This is a genomic window from Streptomyces sp. O3 (assembly GCF_054788135.1).
This window is the reverse complement of sequence record NZ_JBTVYK010000047.1, coordinates 1-24,512: the sequence shown is the minus strand read 5'-3', so window position 1 is coordinate 24,512 and position 24,512 is coordinate 1. Positions and strand designations below refer to the sequence as shown.

Genomic DNA, 24,512 nt, shown 5'->3' with positions numbered 1-24,512 from the left:
CTTACCTGCGGTGGGCGCGGACGGTTTCGAACCGCCGACATCTGCCTTGTAAGGGCAGCGCTCTACCCCTGAGCTACGCGCCCGCGGAGATAGCGACAGCCTACCTTGCCCCGGCCGGTGCCCTCGCGAGGGGCCGGACGGGGGGCGGTCGCGCGGGCGGCTGGCGGGGACGGATGTCCCGAACCGCCCAAAGACCGTTCCCGAGCCCGCCCACTCGCGGGCCCGAGTGGGAGGATGGGGGCGGTAGTGGCGGGCTGGTTACGGTACGGGAGAGGCTTGTGACGGGGACGACATCATCACGGCCGCGCACGCAGCGAGTTGTACGCCACCGCGGGTCCGCGGGCGCCCTCCGGGATGTCGTGACGTTGCTGGTGCTGCCGGTGCCGCTGCTGGCGGCCGCGCTGCCCGCGGCGTTCGCGGGCGGTGGGACGCGGCGGTGGTTCGGCGGGCGCGGGGAGAGCCAGCGGGCCGAGGCGCAGGCCGCCAAGGACGACGCGGCCGCGGCGTTCTACGAGCTGGACACCGCGCAGCGGGAGCTGCGGATCTCGATAGAGACGATCGCCGCGGTCGACGACTCGCCCCCGGCCCGCCGGGTCGCGTCCGACTTCGCGGCGCTGGGGCAGCGCATCGACGAGGTCAGTCACGAGTACATCCGCGTGGTGGACGCGCACGATCTCGACCGGGACGACCTTGAGGCCTCGGTCGCGGCGCGGGCCCGGAGCGAGCTGACCCGCGTCAAGGGCGAGCTGACCCAGGTCAAGCAGGAGCTGGAGCGGTTCGGGCAGGGGCTCGGGCCGCTGCTCGACAAGGCCGAGACCCAGCTGGCCCGCCTCGCGCCCGCCGTCGAGCGGGCCCGGCAGGCGCTGCTCGGCGCGAGCACCGCGCTCGACGCGGCGCGCGGCGCCGGGCTGCGGGCGGACGACCTCGCGGCGCGGCTGGCGGCGCTCGGCCCCGAGCTCACCCGGCTCAACCAGGGGGCCGGGCAGCACGGCGTGCAGGAGACGCTGCACCGGGCCGACCAGGTGCTGCGCGAGGCCGAGGCGGTGCGGGCCGAGGCCGCGCGGCTGCCGGAGCGGGCCGCCGAGATCGACCGGCGGCTGGTGTCGCTGCGCACCCGCGCCCAGGCCCTGCACACCAGGTCCACGCAGGTGGAGCCGGTGCTGAGCGAGCTGCGGCGGCGGTTCACGGTGGCCTGCTGGCAGGATCTGCAGCAGGTTCCCGAGCAGGCGGCCGACGCGGTGCGGCAGGCCGAGCAGAAGCTGTCCGAGGCGCAGCGGGCGCGCGCCGACCAGCGCTGGCCGGACGCCACCTCGCTGCTGAGCACCGTACGGGCGCTGCTGAACGCCACGGACGAGGCGGTCTCCGCGGCGGGCGACCGGCTGCGGCGGCTGAACGCCGTGCAGAAGGACCCGGAGCAGGAGATCGAGCGGACCCGGTTCGCGATCCGGGACGCGCAGCGGCTCGCCATGGCCGGGCGGCACACCCCCGACCCGAAGCACGCCCGGCCGCTGGACGACTCGGTGGCGCGCCTCGAACGCGCGGTCGAGGGGCTGGCGGGACGGCACCCTGACTACTGGCACTTCCTGACGGAGACGGACGCGGTACGCCAGACGGCCGCGGACGTGGTCGCCCGGATCCGCGGCGAGCGCGGAGCGTCCGGGGGCTAGGCCGGGCTAGGACCCCCTCCAGCCGGGTTCCGTCCGGGAGCTAGCCGGGTTCCGTCCGGAGGGCCGGGACGCCCCCCTTCGCCGCGGGCGGCGCGGCGGACCGGGATGGCCCAGTGCTGTGGATTTGTCGGGTTTGAGTCGGAGGCGGATGCTGGGTATACGTCCGTGCGCGTGATCCGGCACGTACGCATGGCCTCCGCGAGCCCAGGGAGGGCGGACACTATGGCCACGCACATACTCCACCACCCCCGGCGGCACATCACGCTCGACGAGCACCTGCCCATCGATCATCGGCTCAGCAAGGTCTACCGGGTCGGCGCAGGGCTGACCGGTCTGGTGCTGCTGGCGTTCGGCATTCTGGGGCTGCTCGACAGGGTCGGCTTCTTCGACACCGGCGACAACACGATCGCCGGGCTGAACACCAACGGCGCGCTGAGCGTGCTGTCGATCTGTGTCGGGCTGCTGCTCTTCGTCGGGATGGTGATCGGCGGCAACTTCGCCTCGACGCTGAACATCACGCTCGGCATCGCGTTCATCCTCAGCGGCTTCGTCAACCTGGCGCTCCTGGAGCGGGAGTTCAACCCGCTCGCCTTCCGCATCCAGAACGTGCTGTTCAGCTTTGTGGTCGGCGTGATGCTGATGTGGTTCGGCATGTACGGGCGGGTCAGTACGACCCTGCCGCACGACAATCCGTACTGGAAGTCCCGGCACCCCGACCAGGCGGCCCGCGAGGAGGCGCAGCGGGCCAGGCGCCAGCGGTAGCCGTCTGACAGCGGGAGGCCGCTGACGGCGAGAGGGCCACTGGCGGGCGGCAGGCCCGCTGGCGGGCGGGTCAGCCGCAGCAGCCTCCGCCGCAGCATCCGCCGCCGGACGCGGGGCCGGGCGCAGGCGCGGCTGACGACGTCGCCGACGCCGCGCCGCCCACGGCCACGGTGGACAGGAGCTTCACGGTGTCCTCGTGCCCGGTGGGGCAGGACGCGGGAGCTGCGGACTCGGCCATCGGGCGGCTGACCTCGAAGGTGTCGCCGCAGGTACGGCAGCGGAACTCATAACGGGGCATGGGAGAAGGCTAGCGCCTGGGGCCGGTCCGGGGGACAGGACCTAGGCTGCCGTGGCCGCACGCCTGCGGGCCAGGGTCAGGCCGTCGACCACCGGGAGCATCACGCTGTCGACGCGGTCGTCGGCCTTCGCGTGCTCGTTGAATTCCTTGATCGCCGCGGCGGCCCCGGTGGCGTCCGGGTCGGTGACCCCGCCGTGCATGAACACGTTGTCCACGACCAGCAGGCCGCCCTGCCGCATCCTGGGCACCAGTTCCTCCCAGTACCCGATGTAGTTCTGCTTGTCGGCGTCGATGAACGCCAGGTCGATGTGCGGTTCGGCGGGCAGCGCGGCCAGGGTCTCCAGCGCGGGCGCGATCCGCAGCTCGATCCGGTCCGCGACCCCGGCCTTGTCCCAGGCCTCGCGGGCGTACGCCGTCCACTCCTCGGAGATGTCGCAGGTCAGGAGTGCCCCGTCGGGCGGCAGCGCCTGGGCCATGGACAGCGAGGACAGGCCGGTGAAGGTGCCGACCTCGACCACGCGCCGCGCCCCGGTCAGCTTGACCAGGAACGCGAGCAGCGGGCCCTGTTCCTCGGCGACCTGCTTGCCCGCGTCCGCCGGGTACCTGGTGTGGGTGACGTCCACGAGCATCCGCTGCACCGGGTCGAGCGGCGGGTTGTGGCCGAGCAGGTAGGCGTAGAGCTCGTCGGTCAGGGGGGTGCCGTTTCCCTTGGACATACGGATCGGTCTCCTCGCGTCGGGTTCCCGGTACGCACGCTACTCCGGACGCACGCTACTCGGAGCCCGCCGCGGACAGCAGCCCGCGCAGGATCTCCTCCCCCGCCGCCGCGCCCCGCTCGTCGAGCGCGGTGAGCCGCGGGGCCGTCCAGCCGGTGTCGGCCAGTTCGCCGTGGCCGGGGCGCCAGGACCGGTCGGCGGCCTGGAGCAGGTCGGCGTCCAGGAGCGAGTCGCCCGCGGCGAGGGTGCGTTCCGCGCCGGTGCGGCGGGCGACCTCGCGCATGGCCGCGCTCTTGGTCAGCGGCCGGGGTACGGCGTAGATCTTGCGGCCCTGGAGCGAGACCGTCCAGCCGTGGCCTTCGGCCCATTCCGCGAGCTCCTTGACCCAGCCGTCGGGGAGCAGCGCGCGGTCGACGACGAGGTAGGCGAAGAGGTCTTCGGCGACCCGCTCCTTGAGCAGCCAGGAGTCGTCGGCGGTACGCAGCAGATGGGCGCGGATCTCGGCGAGCGGGGCGCAGTCGGCGGCCAGCCGGGCGGCGACCCGGCGCTGCCAGTCGGGGTCCGAGACGCCGTCGACGAGGAGGTGGCCGCCGTTGGCGCAGATGGCGTAGCGCGGGGCGGGGCCCGGCAGGTGGATGCGGCCGTACTGCTCGCGGGTGCGGGTGGTGGTGGGCACGAAGACCGTGCGGCGGGCCAGCTCGGCGAGGAGTCCGGCCGCGGTCTCGGTGAGGTAGGAGAGCGGCTTGCCCTCGTAGACCTCGACGCAGAGCAGGCGGGGTGCGTCGGCGTCGGGCATCGGGAGCTGGAGCGCGGCGGCGGAGTAGATCAGAGTGCGGTCGAGGTCGCTGGCGACGAGGACGCGCGCGGGGGTGGCGGGTGCGGGGGTGGCGGGTGCGGGGGTGGCGGGTGTGGGGGTCTCAGGTGCGGTGCTCACTGCGCGGTCACCGCCTCGCCGCCGACGGACGCGCCGCCAGCCGCCTCGCCCGCGACCGCCTTGCCGTCGGCGCCGGTCGCGCCGCGGGTGTACTGGGGGTGGATCAGCCCGACGCAGGTGTACGGGAGGCCGTCCGCCTCCTCGACGGGTACGCCGCGCTGCCGCGCCAGCAGCCGTACGTGGTCGAGGTCGGCCCCCGCGCCGCGCCGGGCGAGGATCTTCCAGGGGACGCGGCGCAGCAGGACACGCGTGGTCTCGCCGACGCCCGGCTTGACGAGGTTGACGTCGTGGATGCCGTATTCCTGGCTGATCCGCTCGACGGCGGCCCAGCCCTCCCAGGTGGGCGCCCGGTCCGCGGCGAGCAGCTCGGCCGTCTGGGCGTCCACGGCTTCGGCGACCTCGTCGAAGCGGGCCGCGACGGTGTCCAGGAAGTGGCCCGAGAGGTCCGCGTCCGCCAGGTCGCGGTAGAACTTGGCGCCGTGGAAGTCGTCGGGGCCCACCAGGTCGGTGCGCAGCACGGTGCGTGATATCAGCCCGGACACGGTGGAGTTGAGGCAGGCGGAGGGGATCAGGAAGTCCTCGCGGGTGCCGTAGACGCGCACGCAGGAACCGGGGTCGGCGAGCACGGCGATCTGCGGGTCGAAGCCCTTGGCGCCCCCGGCGGCCTCGAACTCCTCCACGGCCTGGGCGAGTTCGCGGGTGATGGCGCCCTTGCCGGTCCAGCCGTCCACGAAGACGACGTCGGCCGGGTCGTGGTGGGCGGCGAGCCAGCGCAGCGCGTTGGCGTCGATGCCGCGGCCGCGGACGATGGACACGGTGTAGTGCGGGAGGTCGAGGCCGTGCCGGTGCGCGGCCCAGCGGCGCATCAGGACGCCTACGGGGGTGCCCGCGCGGGCCAGCGAGACCAGGACCGGGCGCGGGGAACGCTCGGCCAGGACGGTCTCGGTGACCACGCCGACGGCCTGGGCGAGCCGGGCGGCCGAGGCGTCAAGGGCGGCGTGGAACAGCCGCTGGTACTGCTCGGTGGGCTGGTACTCGACGGGCAGCGACTCCGCGTAGTGCGCGCCGCCGCGCTGGATCGCCTCCTCGCGCTCCTCGGTCGGCGCCTCGAGCTCCGCGTCGGAGAGGTCCTGGAGCAGCCAGCCGACGTCGTCGGGTGCGTACGAGGAGAAGGCGGGGCCGCGGAGGGGCTCGGGCAGCATGGCGGGTTCCTGCCGTTCGGGGTCGTGCGGAGGGGTGTGCGGGGGTGTGGCGTGCGAGGGCGTGCGGGGCGGTACGTACGAGGGGACGACGGCGAGCAGGACGCGCTCGGCGTGTTCGGCGAGCCGCGCCAACAGGCCGTCGGGGGCGTGCAGTTCGGGGGTGTCGGCGGTGGAGTCGACGACGGCGACGACCGTGTCGAAGCCGCCGCCCGCGACGTTGTAGGCGTACCGGACGCCGGGGCCGTCGGCGGGGTCGTCGTGTGCGGGGAAGGCGATACGGCTGCGGATCGCGTAGCCGGGGTCGTCGACGGCCAGCACGGGCGAGCGGGTGGTGGTCGAGTACCGCACCTCGGCGTCGAGGCGGTCCTCAAGGCCGACGGCCAGGCGGAGCGGCGCGTACATCAGCTCCTCGAAGCCGAGGACGAGGACGCGCCGGGCGTCGGCGGGCACGGCGTCGGCGATCCGGGCCGCCATCGCCGGTACGGCCTGGTCCAGGCGCGCCCGGTGGGCCGGCGTGAAGCCGTGCCGCCCCCCGTCGGGCACGCCGTCGGGCCAGTCGAGACCGACCCGCGTCACGCCGGACCCGCCGCGCGCTCCGGGCCCTGGGCCCACCATCACGGCGGCCCCGTCGGCCGCCGCGCTCTCAGCGGGCGTTGACGCACCAGGCCCCGTGCCCCGCGCGCCCTCCGCGACCGCGGCAGGTGCCGACGCATCGGACTCCGTGCCCCGCACGGGCCCCAGAGCCGCCCCTGCGTCAGCCGCGTCCGTGGACGCGGGCGCGGGCGCGGGGCGTGACTCCTGGGCGGCGACCAGGGCCTGGCCGCGTTCCAGGACGTCCGAGGGGAGGCGGACCGTACCTGTGGCCGTGGCCACCAGGTCGACGCGGGCGCCGATCTCGCGGGCGAAGTCCGTGAGCCGGTGCTGGTCCTGGGGTGAGCGCATGTCGACCAGGGCCACGATGACGTACCGGCCGCGCGGGTAGCGCTGGTGCAGCGCACGGATGGTGTTGAGCACCGTGTTGCCGGTGGAGAACTCGTCGTCCACGAGCACCAGCGGGCCGTCGCCCGCGAGCAGCTCGGGCGACTCGGGCAGCAGCAGGTGCGAGGTGGCGTGCGAGTGGGACTCCTCGAAGCCGCCCGCCCGCGCGACGCCGTCGACCGGGCGGCGGGTGGAGTGCAGATACGGGGCGCGGCCCACCCCGTCGGCGACGCAGTGGCCGAGCCCGGTCGCGGTCTCCGCGTAGCCGAGTACGACGGCGCGGCCCGCCTGCTCGTCGCCCAGCAGCTCGCGCACCCGTACGCCGAGGTCGTACCCGGCCGCCCGTACGGTCGAAGGCCGCTGCGGCACGTGCTTGCCGAGCACGTTCGAGACGAGCAGATGCGCGCGCTTGGGGTTGCGGCGCAGCGCCAGCCCCAGCAGCTCGCGCAGTCGCGCGTCGCCGACCAGCTCGACGTCCAGCCGCTTGGCGACCCAGGTCCCCGACCACACCACGATGTTGAATTCCCTCTCGTTCGGGTTCGTTCGTTGAGCGTTGACGCTCAGGGGGTTCAGACGTTCACACGCTCAGGGGGTTCAGGCGCTCACCGGCGTCGTCAGCGGGGCTGCTCGGCGGCGGCGAGCCCGGCCGTGAGGAGTTCCACGAAGCCGACGTCGGCGTGGGCGACGCCGAACACCTCGGCCCGCCGCAGCGTCCGTTCCGCCCAGGCGCGGTGCGGCTTCACCTCGTTCATCTTGTTGGTGTAGGCGGAACGCAGCACCCCGCCGCCGTCCCGGCCCGGCCGCAGGATGTCCTGGGCGTCGCTGAACTCCTCGTGGCTGACCACCGACAGCGCGTGCACGGGCAGCACATGCGAGGGGTGGATGCAGGTCTTGCCCTGGAGGCCGTTGGCCCGGTCGAGCTCGATCTCGCGGAGCAGCCCGTCCATGTCGTGCTCGATGAGCGCGGCCCGCAGCTCCTCGGCCCGGCCGGAGAAGGGGGTGGCCCTCAGCTGGGGCTTGAAGATCCGCTCCTGGGTGCGGAAGTACTCCCAGACCGGCCCGGTCACCGTGAAGCCGGTGCCGTCGGCCCGGCCCAGGAGGTTGACCACGTCCCCGATCGCCGAGGCGACGATGCCGACGTCGTACGCGGTCATGTGCGGCGGCCTGCGCAGCCCGTACGCGGAGCAGAAGTCGGTCACGCCGAGGCGCAGCGCCAGGACCCGCTCGCGGTACTTGTCGACGGTGCGGGCGATCCCGGTCAGGGCCTCGACGCGGGTCTCCAGGTGGAGCAGCTCGGGTGACTCCAGTACGGGCATGGCGAACAGCCTGCGCCCGCTGGCGGCCTCGGCGGCGGTCAGCGCCTCCAGGAACGGCACGCCCCGCTCCTCGGTGAACTTCGGCAGCACGAATCCGGACAGCAGGGTGACGGCGGGGCCGAGCCTGGCGACCAGGCCGGATATCTGCGCGGGCTCGCGCACCCGGATGAACAGCAGCGGAAGCGCGGCCCCGCCGCCGTGCCCGCCGCTCCCGTCACGGCTCGCGCCCCGCCCGTCGCACTCGCCGCGCTCGGCCAGCGCGGTCAGCTGGCTGACCAGATTCTCCTCGGCGCGCGGCACCTCGGAGTCCTCGATGGAGTCCTCCAGGCAGAGCACCATGGAGGCGACACCGGCCCCGGCCTGGCGTACGACGTCGTCGGCCAGCCGGGGACGCGTCGCCGGGCTGTACAGGGTGGCGCCCAGGGCCATGGCGAGCAGGCTCGGCGGGCTGTCGGCGGTGAACGCGCACGGCTCCATATGGAACAGGCGATTCCGGATCTCAGGCGCGATGTGCCCGAAGTGACGCATGAGACTCCCCGTGATGGACAGGACGACTGGCTCGATCCCGACGGGATGCGGCCCGTACCGCGTTCCCCAGGGGGCGACCCCCGGACGACCCCCAGCCGGACCAGCAGGTCAGACGCCGTGACCGTACGGACATCGCACGGACATCGAGCGGCGAGCCCGAGTAATAGTACGTACGGACAGATGCCTGAGGTTCCCCGCAGGCGTGAAGTTCTGGTGACCGGGGCGCGTCGCGGGCCTGCGCGGGTCGTGCGCGGGTCGTGCGCGGGCCCGCGCACGCCGGTGCCGGGACGGGCCCCGCGTTGTCCCGGCCGGTGCGGGGAAGGCAGGATGACGCCATGACGCACGCCATGCTGAAGGGGTCGAACGTCCCGCTGGAGGCCGCGGCCGTCCGCGCCGTGCTGCGCTGGACTCCGGGGCCCGAGGCCCCTGACGTCGACGTCGACGCGTCGGCGCTGCTGTTGGCCGCCGACGGCAGGGTGCGCTCCGACGAGGACTTCGTCTTCTACAACCAGCCGCGTCATCCGTCGGGCAAGGTCTGGCGGCTCGGCAAGAAACGGCGGGCCGACGGCCTCACGGACACCGTCCAGGTGGATCTGGCGGGCCTCGACCCGGCCGTGCAGCGGGCCCTGATCGTCGCCTCCGCCGAGGACGTGTCCTTTCAGCACGTACGTGAGCTGCGCGTGTCCCTGTACGACGCGGCGGCGGCCGAGGGCGAGCCGTACGCGTACTTCGATGTGAAGCCGGAGACCGGCGCCGAGACCGCGCTGATCTGCGGTGAGCTGTACCGGCGCGGGGACGCGTGGAAGTTCCGGGCGCTGGGCCAGGGCTATGCCGACGGTCTGGTCGGGCTCGCCACGGACTTCGGCATCTCCGTGGACGACTCCGACGACTCCGACGACCCCGACGGCGGCGACGCGGCCGATGCCCCCGGCAGCCTCCCCCGCCCCGCCGACACGGGCGGCGGCGCGGCCCCGGCCGACGCCGGCAGCTCCGCCGGGACCCCCGCGAGCACGGACACACCCGACACCGACGGCTCCGATCAGGCCGCACGGCCGGACTCCGCGCCGCCGCGGCCGCCCGCGCAGCACGCCCCGCCGCGGCACTCGCCCACCCACCCGACCCAGCCGGTCCCCGCGCAGCCCGCCTACGGGTACCCCCAGCCGGTGACGCCCGCCGGACCGCCTCCGGCGGCGCCCGATCCGGGGTTCCGGCTCCCGCCCCAGGGGCCGCAGTTCATCGGCCGCTGACCGCGCCGCCCGCACGGCCCCGGCGCGCCGCCCGGCCCCGGACCGGCGGCCTTCCCTACCGGCCCCCTGACCTCTCCTTGTAGCCGCGCCCCCACTGCAGCCCCCAGCCGTACAGCCGGTCCAGCTCCGCCTGGAAGCCGTACACGAACTTCACCTCGCGGTGTACGACCAGCTCGCCCTTGACGTTCTCCAGCGAGAACACCGCGCAGGAGCGGGCCTGCGGCGCGCGCTCGTCGAGGTCGATCTCGATGCGCGGGCCGTTGCTCGGGTAGAGCGTCACCTTCGCGTGCGTACGGTCGAAGGCCGGGGTCTGGTCGTAGATGTAGACGAAGAACAGCAGCCGCTTGATGGACTCGCGGTGGTCCAGGTTGACGTAGATCGTCTCGCCCGACGGCGACCCGAACCGGTCGTCGCCGCTGAGCTTCACATACGGCGGCGCGTTGATCCCGCCGAGGAAACTGCCCAGCGGCTGTACGACGCCCTTCGCGCCGTCCGTCAGCTCGTACAGGCAGCCGAGGTCCAGGTCGACGTTGACGACGCCCTGGGTGTGCGCCTGCACCACCTCGGGCTGGAACATCTTGAGCGGGTTCCGCAGCAGCTTGCCGCCCGTCTTCGGTCTGCCCTCGATGTCGGACGTACGCATCCGCCAGGAGAGGTTGACGCGCAGGTTGCCGCTGGCGGCGCCCTGTTTGGTGAGGGACACCGCCGGGCTGCGCTTGGTGAGTTCGATGCAGTTGGCCGCGGCGCTGCCGGACTCGAACTGCGTGGACCGCCCGCGTAACAGCCCATCCCAGAAGGACATCCCGACCCCCAACTCGCACGGCCTCGGACACCTCAGACTCCGAGGGCACCTCAACGACAGCTCTGACGACGGCGACGGGGCGACCGCAAGGCTTCCGCCTCATGGCCGCCCCGTCAGAGCGTTCCGCAATCAGGCCGGGATCACACCCCGGAGGAGACTTCCGCCTTCTCGTCCGGGCTCGGCCCCTCGCCCTCCCCTTCGGCCGCGGCCAGTGCGCGGTTGCGGCGCACCGACGACCAGAAGGACCAGGCGATCAGGGAGACACCGACCAGACCGGTGATCAGCTCGTGGATCTCGTACTGGATGGTGATCATCAGGATGACGGCGAGCGCGCCGATCGCGTAGTGCGCGCCGTGCTCCAGGTAGACGTAGTCGTCCAGGGTGCCCTGGCGGACCAGGTAGACGGTCAGCGACCTGACGTACATGGCGCCGACGCCGAGGCCGATCGCCATCAGCACGATGTCGTTGGTGATGGCGAAGGCGCCGATGACTCCGTCGAAGGAGAAGGACGCGTCCAGGACCTCCAGGTAGAGGAACATGAAGAACGCGGCCTTGCCGGCGAGGGCGACCGCCGAGACCGGCTTGCCCTTGCGCTTGGCCTCTTCCTCCGCCTCGTGCTCGCGCTCCTCCTCTTCTTCGAGCTTGTCCTCGAAGAAGCCGGAGAGCCCGCCCACCACCATGTACGTGATGAGTCCCGCGATGCCGGAGAGCAGGACCGTGCCGGACTTGTCGATGTGCGCACCGCCGTGCTGGTGGGCGTTGACGGCGAAGGTCATCGAGGTGATCAGCAGGACGATCAGCGCGACGCAGGGCGCCAGCATGTCGATCTTGCCGAACTTGGCCAGCGGCCGCTCAAGCCAGCCCAGCCACTGGATGTCCCGGTCCTCGAAGATGAAGTCAAGGAAGATCATCAGGAGGAACATGCCGCCGAAGGCGGCGATCGCCGGGTGCGCGTCGGTGACGTACTGCTGGTAAAGCTCGGGCTCGTTGATCGCCAGGTCGACCGCTTCGATCGGCCCGAGCTGGGCGCTGATCGCGACGATCACCACGGGGAAGACCAGACGCATGCCGAAGACGGCGATCAGGATGCCGATGGTGAGGAAGATCTTCTGCCAGAAGGCGTTCATCTTCTTCAGGATTCCGGCGTTGACCACCGCGTTGTCGAACGACAGCGAGATCTCGAGGATGCACAGGATCGCCACGATGCCGAAGGCGGTCCACCCCCCGATGAGCACCGCGGCGACTAGGCCGAGCGCGGTGACCGCGAACGACCAGCCGAAGGTTTTCAGAAGCACTGGTTACCCCATCGATGGTTGTGTGCGGGCCTTCCCCCGCAACCGCACTCGGCCCGAAGCCCCGGCTTTGCAGCCTGACGGCCATGTGGCCTTACGGCTTCACGACCCAGGCTTTACGAGACGTTGACCCCGAAGTCTAGAGCGATGCCTCGCAGCCCCGACGCGTACCCCTGCCCGACGGCGCGGAACTTCCACTCTCCGCCGTAGCGGTACACCTCGCCGAAGATCATCGCGGTCTCGGTGGAGGCGTCCTCGGAGAGGTCATAGCGCGCCAGCTCCTGGCCGTCGGCCTGGTTCACCACGCGGATGAACGCGTTGGCCACCTGGCCGAACGTCTGGCCGCGGGCGTCGGCGTCGTGGATCGAGACCGGAAAGACGATCTTGTCGACATTGGCAGGGACCTTGGGCAGGTCGATCAGGATCGACTCGTCATCGCCGTCGCCCTCACCGGTGAGGTTGTCGCCGGTGTGCTCCACGGAGCCGTCCGGACTCTTGAGCTGGTTGTAGAAGATGAACCAGTCGTCGCCGAGCACCCGGCCGCTGTTGCACAGCAGGGCGCTGGCGTCCAGGTCGAAATCGGCTCCGGTGGTCGAGCGTGCGTCCCAGCCGAGCCCGATCATCACTTGCTTGAGGTCGGGTGCGGCCTTGGAGAGGGAGACATTGCCTCCCTTGGCGAGCGTGACGCCCATATGCGGTTTCCTCCCCTGGGTGGTGCACTGCGGTGTGGCGCTGCGGTGTGGCGCTGCGGTGTCGAGCGCGTCCGGCGCCGCACTCAGCAGAGGTGCGGCGCCGGACGATCAGAGAAGCGCGGGGCTCAGACGTTGACGCCGAAGTCCTGCGCGATGCCGCGCAGGCCGGAGGCGTAGCCCTGGCCGATGGCGCGGAACTTCCACTCCGCGCCGTTGCGGTACAGCTCGCCGAAGACCATGGCGGTCTCGGTGGAGGCGTCCTCGGAGAGGTCGTAGCGCGCCAGCTCGGCGCCGCCCGCTTCGTTCACGACGCGGATGTAGGCGTTGCGCACCTGACCGAAGGACTGCTGGCGGGACTCGGCCTCGTAGATCGAGACCGGGAAGACGATCTTGGCCACGTCCGCCGGTACGTTGGCGAGGTTCACCTTGATGACCTCGTCGTCGCCCTCGCCCTCACCGGTGAGGTTGTCGCCGGTGTGCTCGACGGAGCCGTCGGGGCTCTTCAGGTTGTTGAAGAACACGAAGTTCTGGTCGTTGGCGACCTTGCCCGCGTCGTTCGTCAGCAGTGCGCTGGCGTCGAGGTCGAAGTCACCGCCGGTGGTGGTGCGGGCGTCCCAGCCGAGACCCACGATGACCGCGGTCAGGCCGGGGGCCTCCTTGCTCAGTGAGACGTTGCCACCCTTGCTGAGGCTGACTCCCACGGGTCCTCCCTAGATTTGATGTCGAGGGCCGAGCCCCCAAGTAGTGCGTGTCCATACGGATCAACGATCCGATCCTAGTGACCGGTTCCCGCGCGAGACAGGATCAGGGCCGGATCAGGACCGGATCAGAGCGACCCGAGCGCCGTCGCGTAGTCGTTCAGGTCACGGGCGTCGGGCAGGCCGTTGACGACGGTCCAGCGCACCACGCCCTCCTTGTCGATGATGAAGGTGCCGCGCACCGCGCAGCCCTTGTCCTCGTCGAAGACGCCGTACGCGCGCGAGGCCTCGCCGTGCGGCCAGAAGTCGGACAGCAGCGGGTACTCGAGCCCCTCCTGCTCGGCGAAGACGCGCAGACTGAACGGCGAGTCGTTGGAGACCGCGAGCAGCTGGACGTCGTCGTTGACGAACTTCGGCAGCTCGTCGCGCAGCGCGCACAGCTCTCCGGTGCACACGCCGGTGAACGCGAACGGGTAGAAGAGCAGCACCACGTTCTTCTCGCCGCGGAAGTCCGAGAGCCGTACGGTCTGACCGTGCTGGTCCTTCAGCTCGAAGTCCGGGGCCTTGGTGCCCGCCTCGATCGCCATGGTGACGTATTCCCTCCGTAGGGCTGTTCAGGTGGCGCCCAGCCTACGAGAAACACCTGAGCCCCCGTCGGCCAGTCGGTCGACGGGGGCTCACCGGCGGTGTTCGGGGTCTCAGCGCTTGCCGGACTTGGCGGCCTTCGGCGTGGCCAGGCGGCTGCCCGACCAGTCCTTGCCCGCGCTGACGCTCTTGCTGGCGGTCAGGCCCGCGGTGGTGGCGGCCTCGTTGATCTCGCTCGCCTCGACGTAGCCGTCCCGGCCGGTCTTGGGGGTCAGCAGCAGGATGGCGCCGCCTTCCTCCATGTACGCGATGGCGTCCACCAGCGCGTCTGTCAGGTCCCCGTCGTCCTCGCGGAACCAGAGCACCACGGCATCGGCCACATCGTCGTAGTCCTCGTCGACGAGCTCTCCATCGGTGCCGACGACCTCCTCGATGGCCTCGCGGAGCTCCATATCGACGTCATCGTCGTAGCCGATCTCCTGGACCACCTGCCCGGGCTGGAAGCCCAGCCTTTCGGCCAGGCTCGTCTCCGCGTGGTCCGCGGTCGCGCTCACGGGTTGCCTCCTGATCATGTTTGGAAGTTGTTCTCGGCCACGCGCGTACGCGAGGCACTGGCCGTAGTCCACACGGGCGGGACGGATCGCGCAAGTACCCGGCCTGCGAGACCGCCGAAACGGTGACGTTCCCGGCCGTGTCGCCGCAACTCAAACCCCGGTTCGCATCCGGTTCGACGCCTTACTGCGTCCGATTTATCTGTGATCGGTGATTCATCACACATCGGGGGAGTCGCCGGGGTGCGCCGCGCCGGAGGTTACCCCTGGGTACAGATGACGTTCGGGCCGCCTGGGTGGACGATGGGGACCGACGCCGACCCCAGGCGACGCCTGCCCATGCAGCCAGTACCACCGACAGTGAAGGAACAGCGTGGCTTCCGGATCAGATCGCAACCCGATCATCATTGGCGGCCTTCCCAGCCAGGTCCCGGACTTTGATCCCGAAGAGACTCAGGAGTGGCTCGACTCGCTCGACGCGGCCGTCGACGAGCGCGGCCGCGAGCGCGCCCGCTACCTGATGCTCCGGCTGATCGAACGGGCCCGTGAGAAGCGTGTCGCGGTACCCGAGATGCGCAGCTCGGACTACGTCAACACGATCGCCACCAAGGACGAGCCGTTCTTCCCCGGCAACGAGGAGATCGAGCGCAAGGTTCTGAACGCGACACGCTGGAACGCGGCCGTGATGGTCTCCCGCGCCCAGCGCCCCGGCATCGGCGTGGGCGGTCACATCGCCACCTTCGCCTCGTCTGCCTCGCTGTACGACGTGGGCTTCAACCACTTCTTCCGCGGCAAGGACGAGGGCGACGGCGGCGACCAGGTCTTCTTCCAGGGCCATGCCTCGCCCGGCATCTACGCCCGCGCGTTCCTCCTGGACCGGCTCTCCGAGGCGCAGCTGGACGGCTTCCGCCAGGAGAAGTCGAAGCTCCCCAACGGCCTGTCCAGCTACCCGCACCCGCGGTCGATGCCGGACTTCTGGGAGTTCCCGACCGTCTCCATGGGCCTGGGCCCGCTGGGCGCGATCTACCAGGCCCGGATGAACCGCTATATGGAGGCGCGCGGCATCGCCGACACCTCCAAGTCGCATGTCTGGGCGTATCTGGGCGACGGCGAGATGGACGAGCCCGAGTCGCTCGGCCAGCTGTCCATCGCCGCCCGCGAGGGCCTGGACAACCTGACGTTCGTGGTCAACTGCAACCTCCAGCGCCTGGACGGCCCGGTACGCGGCAACGGCAAGATCATCCAGGAGCTGGAGTCGCAGTTCCGGGGCGCCGGATGGAACGTGATCAAGCTGATCTGGGACCGCTCCTGGGACCCGCTGCTGGCCCAGGACCGCGACGGCATCCTGGTCAACAAAATGAACAAGACCCCGGACGGCCAGTTCCAGACGTACGCCACCGAGTCCGGCGCGTACATCCGTGAGCACTTCTTCGGCGACGACCACCGGCTGCGCGCGATGGCCGAGGGCATGACCGACGCCCAGCTGCTGCACCTGGGCCGCGGCGGGCACGACCACAAGAAGATCTACGCGGCCTACGCGGCGGCCAAGGCACACAAGGGCCAGCCGACGGTGATCCTGGCGCAGACTGTCAAGGGCTGGACCCTCGGCCCGAACTTCGAGGGCCGCAACGCCACCCACCAGATGAAGAAGCTGACGGTCGACGACCTCAAGCACTTCCGGGACCGGCTGCACCTGCCGATCGCCGACCGGGAGCTGGAGGACGGCGCCCCGCCGTACTACCACCCCGGCCGGAACTCCGAAGAGATCCAGTACATGCACGACCGCCGCCAGGGCCTCGGCGGCTATGTGCCGGTCCGGGTGGTGCGCGCCAAGCCGCTCACGCTGCCGGACGACAAGGCCTACGCCGTCGCGCGCAAGGGCTCGGGACAGCAGTCGATCGCCACCACCATGGCGTTCGTGCGCATCCTCAAGGACCTGATGCGGGACAAGGAGATCGGCAAGCGCATCGTGCCGATCGCGCCGGACGAGTACCGCACCTTCGGCATGGACGCCTTCTTCCCGAGCGCCAAGATCTACAACCCGCTCGGCCAGCAGTACGAGTCCGTCGACCGCGAACTGCTGCTGGCGTACAAGGAGTCGCCGACCGGCCAGATGCTGCACGACGGCATCACCGAGGCGGGCTGCACAGCCTCGCTGATCGCCGCGGGTTCGGCGTACGCCACCCACGGCGAACCGCTGATCCCGGTGTACGTCTTCTACTCGATGTTCGGGTTCCAGCGCACCGGTGACCAGTTCTGGCAGATGGCCGACCAGCTCGCGCGCGGCTTCGTCCTGGGCGCGACCGCCGGACGTACGACGCTGACCGGCGAGGGTCTGCAGCACGCGGACGGCCACTCCCAGCTGCTCGCCTCGACCAACCCGGCCTGTGTCGCCTACGACCCGGCCTACAGCTACGAGATCGCGCATATCGTCAAGGACGGCCTGCGCCGGATGTACGGCCCGGACAGCGAGGACGTCTTCTACTACCTCACCGTCTACAACGAGCCGATCCAGCACCCGGCCGAGCCCGCCGACGTGGACGTCGAGGGCATCCTCAAGGGCATCCACCGCGTCCGGGCCGCCGACACCGGCACCATCCCGGCGCAGATCATGGCCTCCGGTGTGGCGGTGCCGTGGGCGATCGAGGCGCAGAAGATCCTCGCCGACGAGTGGAACGTCAAGGCCGACGTGTGGTCGGCGACCTCCTGGAACGAGCTGCGCCGGGAGGCGGTCGCGGCGGAGGAGCACAACCTGCTGCACCCCGAGGAGGAGCAGCGGGTTCCGTATGTCACGCGGAAGCTGACCGGCGCCGAGGGCCCGTTCGTGGCGGTCTCGGACTGGATGCGCGCGGTCCCGGACCAGATCTCGCGCTGGGTTCCGGGCCGTTACGCCTCGCTGGGCGCGGACGACTTCGGGTTCGCCGACACCCGAGGCGCGGCCCGGCGGTTCTTCCACATCGACGCGCAGTCGATCGTCCTCGGGGTGCTCACCGAGCTCGCCAAGGACGGCCGGGTCGACCGCTCCGCGCTGAAGCAGGCCATCGACCGCTATCAGCTGCTCGACGTCACGGCGGCCCATCCGGGCGCGGCGGGCGGCGACGCGTAACCCACGCCCTGGTGGGTGGCGGTACCCGCGTCGGGTACCGCCACCCACCGCCTCGCCTACCATTCCCCCATGTCCGAGCAGCCCGAAGCCACCGCACTGGACCGCTGGGAGCGCCGCACCCAAGGCCCGCTCCTGGCGCTCGCCCTGCTCTTCGCCGTCGCGTACGCCCTGCCGATCGTGCGGCCGGACGCATCCGACTGGGTGCTGGACGCGTGCCGCGCCGCCAACTGGGCGGTGTGGGCCCTGTTCGCCGCCGACTACGGAATCCGGCTCACGCTCACGGAGGACCGGAAGCGCTTCATCCGCTCCAACCCCCTGGCGCTGCTCGCCGTGCTCCTGCCGCTGCTGCAGCCGCTGCGGCTGCTCCGCCTGGTGTCGCTGCTGCTGCTCGTCGGGCAGCGGGCCCGGATGGCGACCCAGGTCAGGGTCACCACGTATGTCGCGGGCTCCTGCGCCGGGCTGCTGGTCTTCGGCGCGCTGGCCGTCCTGGAGGTGGAGCGGGACCGCCCGGACGCCACGATCCAGTCACTCGGGGACGCCATCTGGTGGGCCTTCACCACGATGACCACCGTCGGCTACGGGGACATGGCGCCCACGACCGGACTCGGACGGGCGCTGGCCATCGGCCTGATGCTGTCCGGGATCGCCCTGCTCGGTGTGGTCACCGCGAACATCGCGGCGTGGTTCATCTCGCGCTTCGACACGGACGACGCGCAGGCACAGCGCCAGACGGAGGCGATCGAGGCGCTGACGCTCGAGGTCCACACCCTGCGCGCGGAACTCGCGGCGCTCGCGCCGCCGCGCGACGCGCTGCCCCCGCAGCAGGACGGCGCGGCCGAGCGGACGTGACGGCCGAAGACATGTCCCTCAGCTCTCCCAGATCTTGAAGGCCCGCACCCGGTACGGCGTCTTCGGCGCCCAGGTGCCGCCGCCCGGATAGGTCTCGAACTCGCCCGTCTCGGCGCAGACGGCCGACTGGTACGTCGTCACGGGCCGCCCCGTACGGTTCGCGAGGGCCTGCGCGCTACCCCCCTCCGGTAGCGCGACGCAGCTCTCGATGCCCGTATCGGACAGCTCGTGGGTCTGCCGGGCCCCGGCGAAGTCCGGCCGCTCCCACAGGCACAGCTCCCCCGGCCCGCACCGGCCGAGCGGCGTCGGCGGCGCGGCCCCCGCCGCGGGCACGGGTCCGAGTACGGCCACGGCCAGAGCGGCGACCCCCAGAGCAGCGGCCCTGAAACTGACCCCCGTGGTGTGACGCATGACGTACCCCCGTCGCATAACAGAATGAAGAGAACCCGACCGATCTCGCTGCCTGTACTCTGACCTGCGCGACGAGCCCGCCGGAAGGGGTTCGGGCGACCGCCACCCTGATAGGTGACACAGCGCGACAAAGTCACGCACCGTCACCGACACCCATCCCTGAGTGGGCGACTTAGCCCGATTCCCCGGCGGAAAACGTGATCTGCCCCACCCTTCACGCGAAGGGGCGAACGGTTCTCCTACGCTGTCCCGCGGTGACTTCTTTCGACTCCTCCTCACAATCCGCGGTACTGCGCGCGCTTGGCGCGCTCGCCGTCGTCTTCGTCATGCTGGCCATCACCGGCTGGACGGCGGTGCACCGCGACGGTGCGGGCAGGAGTCCCCTGCGGGCCGCGCTCCAGGAGTGGGAGCGCGGCGGCGTCGACGGCCGCGCACTGCCCGACCCGCAGGCCCCGGCGGCCCGTATCACCGAGTTCTTCGGCTCGCTCAGCGCCCAGCAGCGCCAGCGGCTCGCCGCGCGGTACCCGCTGGTGGTCGGCAACCTGGACGGCGTACCGCTCACGCTGCGCTACCAGGCCAACCGCGTCGCGCTGGCCGACGCCCGCGAGGCCGAGCGCGAGCGCGCGGACGACCGGCGGCTTTCCGACGAGGGACGCCGCACGGTCCGCCGCCGCCTGCACCGGTTCACCGCGCTGCTCCGCGACGACCGGCAGATCCTGGCCTTCGACCCCACGGGATCCGGCCGCGTCGCCGAGGTGCTCGGCGACCTCGGCCGAGCCGAGCGGGTTTCTGTCGTGGTGCCCGGCGTCGGCACCGATCTGCTCACCTTCCAGAAGACCTACGGCGAGTTCACGGCGCCGGTCGGCATGGCCAGGTCGCTGTACGACGCGGAGCACGCGGTCGACCGCGACACCCGTACCGCCGTGATCGCCTGGGCCGACTACACCGCGCCCGCGGGCATCGGCGTCGAGGCGGCCACGTCCGCGCGCGCCGAGGGCGGCGCGAAGCGGCTGAACCGGATGCTGCGCGCCCTGCCCGGCGCCGCGCCGACCACGCTGTACTGCCACAGCTACGGCTCGGTGGTGTGCGGGGCCGCCGCCCGCGACCTGCCGCGCCGGGTCACCGACATCGCGGTCGCCGGCAGCCCCGGCATGGGCGCCGAGACCGCGTCCGGGCTCGGCGCGTCCGCCCGGATCTGGGCCATGCGGGACGCCGACGACTGGATCGGGGACATCCCGCACCTCAAGTTCGGCGGGCTGGGACACGGCGCCGACCCGGTCTCGGACGGCTTCGGGGCGCGGGTGCTCGCGGCCGGGACGTCGGGCGGGCACACCGGCTATTTCCTGCCGGGCAGCGCCACCGTGCGCAACCTCGCCCGGATCGGCGTCGGCGCGTATGACACGGTCCGCTGTGACGACGGCGGCACGGCCTGCCGGAAGATTTCTTCCGGTTCCGCACGCTCCTGACGCGCGTAGAAGCTCGTCGGCGCGGGAGACGACAGGATCGCTGCGAGGGGGGACGAACCCGCGCTCGGCGCATACGATGACCCGCATGGGTGACGTTCTGGCTGGATTTCAAGCCGCCTGGGAGTTCGATTCGGACTCCGTGCTCATCCGTTTCGGACGGGGGATCCGCACACCGAAGCTGTTCCAGGCGCTCGGTGAACGCCGCATCCCGCACGAGGCGCTGGCGGCGGTGACACTGACGCCCGGCAAACGCGGCACGGTGGTCCTGCGCGCCGTGCCGAGACCGGGCGCCGATCCCCTGATGGAGGCGGCGGCGGGGCAGCTCAAGGAGAGCTGCGACCCGTACCGGCTGGTGCTGCCCGCCGAGCGGGAGGTACTCGCCGAGTACTACGCGGACGAGCTGCGCGCCCTGCTGACACCCGGCGCCGAGCCAGCCGAGCGCTATCTGGTGGCGGTGCCCGAGGGCCCGGCGCAGTTCAAGGCGTACGACGGCAAGGCCTCCTTCGACGGCGAGGCGGTGTCCTTCCGCTGGTTCTGGACGGGCGCGTCGTCGGCCAAGTGGAAGGCAGGCGACCAGAGCATCGGCGTCACCGAGCTGACCGGCGTCGAGTGGCGCTCGCCCGACGCCTTCGACGGTCATCTCCGGCTGCTGCGCCGCGCCCCGTCCCAGCCCCAGCCCGCCCAGGCCGACCAGGACCCGGCCGCGGTGCTGTTCGGCCTGGGCTACGGCCCGGTGCACGAGTCGCTGCCGTTCGCCGCGTCCGTCCTGGCGGCGGTACGCGACCGCGGCCCCGCCGTCGCGGTGGAGTCCCGCGCCACGGGTCACCGCGACCCGGCGGACATCGCGGACCGCATCCGGCACCTGGGCGAACTACACCAGGCCGGACTGCTCACAGACGGCGAGTTCACCACAAAGAAGGCGCAACTCCTGGCCGAACTGTGAGCCTGGGACGCGCCGGAGAAAACACACCGCCAGACAAGGGGGGTCGGACAGCCCCTACTCACGCCCCGCGGACGTGGACGCCATATCCGCGTAGCGCCCGCCCGCGACCCGCCCCGCGATCGGCTCCAGAAGCGCCAGTTCCTCCGCGCTGAGGGTGATCCGCGTCGCGCCGGTGTTCTCCTCGACACGCCGCGGCTTCCGGGTACCCGGAATCGGCACCACGGCCAGCCCGTGCACCCGCGCCCGCTGCTGCGCCCAGGCCAGCGCGACCTGCCCCAGCGTCACCCCGCGCGCGGCGGCGATCTCCCGTACCGGGGCCAGGAGCGCGGCGTTGGCCGACGCGTTCTCCCCGGTGAAGCGCGGCATCGTACGCCGGAAGTCATCCGCGCCCAGCTCTTCCCCGGCGTTGACGAACGCGCCGGTCAGAAATCCCCGGCCCAGGGGCGAGTACGGCACGAAGCCCACGCCGAGCCGGGCCGCCGTGGGCACCACCGCGGCCTCCACGTCACGGCTGAAGACCGACCACTCGGACTGCACGGCGGCGATCGGATGCACGGCGTGCGCCGCCGCCAGCTCGGGCCCGGTGACCTCGCTCAGACCCAGGTGCTTGACCTTGCCCTCCGCGACCAGCTCGGCCATCGCGCCGACCGTCTCCTCGATCGGCACCCGCATATCCCGCCGATGCATGTAGTAGAGGTCGACGCAGTCCACCCCGAGCCGCCGCAGGCTGCCCTCGACGCACTCCCGTATATACGCCCGGTCGTTGCGGAACTCGCGCTTGGCCAGATCCTCGCGATCGAGCACGATGCCGAACTTGGTCGCGAGAACGACATCCTCCCGATGCGCCCGTACGAACGGCGCGATGAACGTCTCGTTCTCCCCGAACCCGTACATGTCGGCGGTGTCATACAGCGTGACGCCCAACTCCAGCGCCCGCTCCAGCGTGGCCCGCGCCGCGTCCGCGTCGGTGGGCCCGTAGGCGAAACTCATCCCCATGCAGCCAAGCCCCTGCACCCCGACCTGCGGGCCCTCGGCCCCAAGCCGCACGCGACCCACCGTCTCACCCATCACTCAAACTCCCTCTGCGGCCCGCCGCGCGGCGCCCGAGTAGTAATCGATCTTGTAATCGAGCACGGAGAGCGTGCCCTGAAGCTCCGCGATCCGGGCCCGCACATCGCGCCGGGTCTCCTCAAGCAGCTGCTGGCGCTCCGCGAGCGTGTGCTCGCCCTGGCGCACCAGCTCGGCGTAGCGGACCATGTCCGCGACCGGCATGCCGGTCAGCCGCAGTTTGCCGACGAACTCCAGCCAGTCCAGGTCGCGGTCGGTGAACCGGCGCTGGCCGGTGTGCGACCGGTCGATGTGCGGCATCAGCCCGATCCGCTCGTACCAGCGCAGCGTGTGGGCGCTCAGCCCGCTGAAGGCGGCGACCTCGCTGATCGTGTACCGGTCCCGCCCCTCAGGGCGTCCCCGCACCGGCGCAGCGCAGACGCGCGTTTCCACGGACGTGCTCTCCGTCACCGTCATGCCCTCAACGCTAGAACCTTGGAGCGCACTCCAAGCAAGCGAAAAAAGAAGAGCTCACCAATGCCCAGGCATCCGCAGCGCCTCGGGCAGCCGCGTACCGGCGTCCCCCTTCGCGGTGTCGAGCTGAGCCTGGGTCACGAACAGCGCCCCGCGCAGATCCGCGCCCCGCACATCCGCGTCCCGCAGATCCGCGCCGATGAGATCGGCCGTGCGCAGATCGGCACCGCTCAGATCCGCCGCGACGAGCAGCGCGCCCCGCAGGTTGGCGCCCCGCAGCCTGGCGCCGCGCAACCGGGCCCCGACCAGATCGGCCCCGCGGTAGTTCTTCCCGGACTCCCCGGCCCGCACCAGCTCACTGGCCCGCAGCAGCAACCCGCTGACCTCCCCCCGCAGCCCCGTCACATCAAGCTCCAGCACCACATCCGCCCCGGCCGCACGCAGCCGCTCCAGGTCGTCCCGCACCCGCCGCAGCTCACCGTGCACCGGGCGGGCCCGCCCGAGCTCCAGGGCCTCAGCGACGTACCACAGCAGCTCATGAAGCTGACGCATGACCGGAAAGACCTCGAACATCCGCCGCGCGGTGTCCGGGTCCCGCCGCCAGTCCCGCCCGCCGAAAGTCACCAGGGACACCTGCTGCCCCGCGCCGAAGCAGTCGAAGACGGTACAGCCGGAGTACCCGCTCTCCCGCAGCCGGGCGTGGATGCCGCAGCGGAAGTCCTCCTGAAGGTTGCCGCACGCCACACCTGCGGCCTTGTCGACCGCGAAGTCGGCCGAAGCGGCGAAGGGCAGGGCGACGCAACACAACCCGAAGCACTTGCCGCAGTCAGCCCGAAGCTCAGACACCACACACACCTCCGCGCAAAGCGTCCATTCTCCCCCACTCCCGAGGCCTCGATCACCCAAGCACTACGCTCATACGCATGCAGAGCCTGGCGATGATCGAGAACTGGCCGGTGCCCACGGCGGCCGCCGCCGTCGTCCGCGCGGACGGCACCGTCACCGGGGCCCACGGCCCGACCGAGCGGCGCTTCCCGCTCGCCTCGGTCACCAAGCCGCTGGCCGCGTACGCCGCGCTCGTCGCGTACGAGGAGGGCGCGATCGAGCTCGACGAACCGGCGGGACCGGAGGGCTCCACGGTCCGCCACCTGCTCGCGCACGCCAGCGGTCTCGCCTTCGACGAACACCGGGTGACGGCCCCGCCCGGCGCCCGCCGCCTCTACTCGAACGCGGGCTTCGAGGTGCTGGGCGACCATATCGCCAAGGCGACGGACATCCCGTTCGCCGAGTACCTGCGGCAGGCGGTGTTCGAGCCGCTCGGCATGACGCGGACGTCCCTCGACGGCTCGCCCGCCAAGGACGGCGTCTCCACGGTCGACGACCTGGTCCGCTTCGCCGCGGAGTTGCAGGCGCCGCGGCTGCTGGACGCGCGGACGGTGCTGGAGGCGATGACCGTGGTGTACCCCGGCCTGTCCGGGATCCTGCCCGGCTACGGCCATCAGAAGCCCAACGACTGGGGTCTCGGCTTCGAGATCAGGGCGGCCAAGTCGCCGCACTGGACGGGAGCCTCGTCCTCGCCCGGCACGTTCGGTCACTTCGGGCAGTCGGGCACGTTCCTGTGGGTGGACCCGGCCGCAGGTGCGGCGTGTGTCGCGCTCACGGACCGGGCGTTCGGCCCCTGGGCGACGGAGGCGTGGCCCCCCTTCACCGACGCGGTCCTAGCGGACCTCGCCCGCGCGTAACCCCACGGGGCGCGCCCCGTGTCCCCCCTCCGGGGGTCGCCCTACAGGCCCTGTCGGACCGGTCACCGGGGTCGGGTGGGTTGTGCCCACCCGTTCCGCCCTGCGGAACGTATGCCCACAACGGGAAGCCGGAACGTACGCCCACCTACCCCGCAGACGCGGGCGTAAGGGGCGGGAGGGAGACGGGAAGGCGGGACGTACGCCCA

The 24,512-nt window shown here is 71.6% G+C and carries 23 protein-coding genes and 1 tRNA gene; 8 read left to right on the top strand and 16 right to left on the bottom strand.

Going from position 1 to position 24,512, the window contains the following annotated elements:
• Window positions 1–11: 11 nt before the first annotated feature.
• Window positions 12–83, bottom strand: a tRNA-Val gene (locus ACX6XY_RS22465).
• A 195-nt stretch (window positions 84–278) separates the two neighbouring features.
• On the opposite strand from ACX6XY_RS22465, the gene ACX6XY_RS22460 reads away from it, so the two are divergent.
• Both ACX6XY_RS22460 and ACX6XY_RS22455 read left to right on the top strand, forming a co-directional pair.
• A complete protein-coding gene (locus tag ACX6XY_RS22460; RefSeq protein WP_460333606.1) occupies window positions 279–1,667 on the top strand; it encodes a hypothetical protein in 1,389 nt (462 codons plus the stop codon).
• A gap of 222 nt (window positions 1,668–1,889) precedes the next feature.
• Window positions 1,890–2,429 (top strand): DUF4383 domain-containing protein, encoded by a 540-nt coding sequence (locus tag ACX6XY_RS22455; protein WP_460333603.1) that lies wholly within the window; start codon window positions 1,890–1,892, stop codon window positions 2,427–2,429.
• 70 nt (window positions 2,430–2,499) lie between these two features.
• On the opposite strand, the gene ACX6XY_RS22450 is transcribed toward ACX6XY_RS22455, so the two are convergent.
• From ACX6XY_RS22450 to ACX6XY_RS22430, 5 genes are all read right to left on the bottom strand, one after another.
• Window positions 2,500–2,727 (bottom strand): FmdB family zinc ribbon protein, encoded by a 228-nt coding sequence (locus ACX6XY_RS22450; protein WP_460333600.1) that lies wholly within the window; start codon window positions 2,725–2,727, stop codon window positions 2,500–2,502.
• A gap of 41 nt (window positions 2,728–2,768) precedes the next feature.
• Window positions 2,769–3,443 (bottom strand): O-methyltransferase, encoded by a 675-nt coding sequence (locus tag ACX6XY_RS22445; protein WP_460333597.1) that lies wholly within the window; start codon window positions 3,441–3,443, stop codon window positions 2,769–2,771.
• Between the two features lie 55 nt (window positions 3,444–3,498).
• Window positions 3,499–4,377, bottom strand: coding sequence for an HAD family hydrolase (locus tag ACX6XY_RS22440; RefSeq protein ID WP_460333594.1), 879 nt, complete (start codon window positions 4,375–4,377; stop codon window positions 3,499–3,501).
• The gene (locus tag ACX6XY_RS22435; protein ID WP_460333704.1) at window positions 4,374–7,073 is read right to left on the bottom strand and encodes a phosphoribosyltransferase; all 2,700 of its coding nucleotides are present in this window, start codon (window positions 7,071–7,073) and stop codon (window positions 4,374–4,376) included. Before ACX6XY_RS22435 ends, ACX6XY_RS22440 begins: the two co-directional genes overlap by 4 nt.
• A 98-nt stretch (window positions 7,074–7,171) precedes the next feature.
• Window positions 7,172–8,401 carry an HpcH/HpaI aldolase/citrate lyase family protein gene (locus ACX6XY_RS22430; RefSeq protein ID WP_460333592.1) on the bottom strand — a complete coding sequence of 410 codons (1,230 nt, stop codon included), beginning with the start codon at window positions 8,399–8,401 and terminating at the stop codon, window positions 7,172–7,174.
• Window positions 8,402–8,736: 335 nt separating this feature from the next.
• Here ACX6XY_RS22430 and ACX6XY_RS22425 point away from each other — a divergent pair, with 335 nt between their 5' ends.
• Window positions 8,737–9,648, top strand: coding sequence for a TerD family protein (locus ACX6XY_RS22425; RefSeq protein WP_460333590.1), 912 nt, complete (start codon window positions 8,737–8,739; stop codon window positions 9,646–9,648).
• A 55-nt stretch (window positions 9,649–9,703) separates the two neighbouring features.
• Here the strand turns inward: ACX6XY_RS22425 and ACX6XY_RS22420 are convergent, their stop codons facing one another.
• The 6 genes from ACX6XY_RS22420 to ACX6XY_RS22395 all read right to left on the bottom strand — a co-directional run bounded on the left by ACX6XY_RS22420 (window position 9,704) and on the right by ACX6XY_RS22395 (window position 14,271).
• Window positions 9,704–10,450: a TerD family protein gene (locus tag ACX6XY_RS22420; protein WP_460333587.1), complete on the bottom strand. Its 747-nt coding sequence runs from the start codon at window positions 10,448–10,450 to the stop codon at window positions 9,704–9,706.
• A gap of 140 nt (window positions 10,451–10,590) precedes the next feature.
• Complete coding sequence (locus ACX6XY_RS22415) at window positions 10,591–11,745, bottom strand: DUF475 domain-containing protein (RefSeq protein WP_460333583.1); 1,155 nt, start codon at window positions 11,743–11,745, stop codon at window positions 10,591–10,593.
• Between the two features lie 113 nt (window positions 11,746–11,858).
• The gene (locus ACX6XY_RS22410; RefSeq protein WP_460333580.1) at window positions 11,859–12,434 is read right to left on the bottom strand and encodes a TerD family protein; all 576 of its coding nucleotides are present in this window, start codon (window positions 12,432–12,434) and stop codon (window positions 11,859–11,861) included.
• Window positions 12,435–12,559: 125 nt separating this feature from the next.
• Window positions 12,560–13,135: a TerD family protein gene (locus ACX6XY_RS22405; protein WP_460333577.1), complete on the bottom strand. Its 576-nt coding sequence runs from the start codon at window positions 13,133–13,135 to the stop codon at window positions 12,560–12,562.
• Between the two features lie 125 nt (window positions 13,136–13,260).
• Window positions 13,261–13,719, bottom strand: coding sequence for a peroxiredoxin (locus ACX6XY_RS22400; RefSeq protein ID WP_460333574.1), 459 nt, complete (start codon window positions 13,717–13,719; stop codon window positions 13,261–13,263).
• A gap of 111 nt (window positions 13,720–13,830) precedes the next feature.
• Window positions 13,831–14,271, bottom strand: a complete 441-nt coding sequence (locus ACX6XY_RS22395; protein WP_460333572.1) for a DUF3052 domain-containing protein — start codon at window positions 14,269–14,271, stop codon at window positions 13,831–13,833.
• Window positions 14,272–14,641: 370 nt separating this feature from the next.
• Here ACX6XY_RS22395 and aceE point away from each other — a divergent pair, with 370 nt between their 5' ends.
• Together aceE and ACX6XY_RS22385 are read left to right on the top strand one after the other, a co-directional pair.
• Window positions 14,642–17,374 carry a pyruvate dehydrogenase (acetyl-transferring), homodimeric type gene (gene aceE, locus ACX6XY_RS22390; protein WP_460333569.1) on the top strand — a complete coding sequence of 911 codons (2,733 nt, stop codon included), beginning with the start codon at window positions 14,642–14,644 and terminating at the stop codon, window positions 17,372–17,374.
• Window positions 17,375–17,443: 69 nt separating this feature from the next.
• Window positions 17,444–18,223 carry a potassium channel family protein gene (locus ACX6XY_RS22385; RefSeq protein ID WP_460333567.1) on the top strand — a complete coding sequence of 260 codons (780 nt, stop codon included), beginning with the start codon at window positions 17,444–17,446 and terminating at the stop codon, window positions 18,221–18,223.
• An 18-nt stretch (window positions 18,224–18,241) separates the two neighbouring features.
• Here the strand turns inward: ACX6XY_RS22385 and ACX6XY_RS22380 are convergent, their stop codons facing one another.
• Window positions 18,242–18,634, bottom strand: a complete 393-nt coding sequence (locus ACX6XY_RS22380) for a peptidase inhibitor family I36 protein (RefSeq protein ID WP_460333564.1) — start codon at window positions 18,632–18,634, stop codon at window positions 18,242–18,244.
• A gap of 254 nt (window positions 18,635–18,888) precedes the next feature.
• Between ACX6XY_RS22380 and ACX6XY_RS22375 the strand changes: the two genes are divergently transcribed.
• Both ACX6XY_RS22375 and ACX6XY_RS22370 read left to right on the top strand, forming a co-directional pair.
• Window positions 18,889–20,100, top strand: a complete 1,212-nt coding sequence (locus ACX6XY_RS22375) for an alpha/beta hydrolase (RefSeq protein WP_460333561.1) — start codon at window positions 18,889–18,891, stop codon at window positions 20,098–20,100.
• 76 nt (window positions 20,101–20,176) lie between these two features.
• Window positions 20,177–21,043 carry a DUF4429 domain-containing protein gene (locus ACX6XY_RS22370; protein WP_460333558.1) on the top strand — a complete coding sequence of 289 codons (867 nt, stop codon included), beginning with the start codon at window positions 20,177–20,179 and terminating at the stop codon, window positions 21,041–21,043.
• A 54-nt stretch (window positions 21,044–21,097) separates the two neighbouring features.
• On the opposite strand, the gene ACX6XY_RS22365 is transcribed toward ACX6XY_RS22370, so the two are convergent.
• The 3 genes from ACX6XY_RS22365 to ACX6XY_RS22355 are packed head-to-tail and all read right to left on the bottom strand — an operon-like array spanning window position 21,098 to window position 23,410.
• Window positions 21,098–22,111: an aldo/keto reductase gene (locus ACX6XY_RS22365; protein ID WP_460333555.1), complete on the bottom strand. Its 1,014-nt coding sequence runs from the start codon at window positions 22,109–22,111 to the stop codon at window positions 21,098–21,100.
• 3 nt (window positions 22,112–22,114) lie between these two features.
• The gene (locus ACX6XY_RS22360) at window positions 22,115–22,567 is read right to left on the bottom strand and encodes a MerR family transcriptional regulator (protein WP_460333552.1); all 453 of its coding nucleotides are present in this window, start codon (window positions 22,565–22,567) and stop codon (window positions 22,115–22,117) included.
• Between the two features lie 54 nt (window positions 22,568–22,621).
• Window positions 22,622–23,410, bottom strand: coding sequence for a pentapeptide repeat-containing protein (locus ACX6XY_RS22355; RefSeq protein ID WP_460333549.1), 789 nt, complete (start codon window positions 23,408–23,410; stop codon window positions 22,622–22,624).
• A gap of 77 nt (window positions 23,411–23,487) precedes the next feature.
• On the opposite strand from ACX6XY_RS22355, the gene ACX6XY_RS22350 reads away from it, so the two are divergent.
• Window positions 23,488–24,306 (top strand): serine hydrolase domain-containing protein, encoded by an 819-nt coding sequence (locus ACX6XY_RS22350; protein WP_460333546.1) that lies wholly within the window; start codon window positions 23,488–23,490, stop codon window positions 24,304–24,306.
• Window positions 24,307–24,512 lie beyond the last annotated feature (206 nt).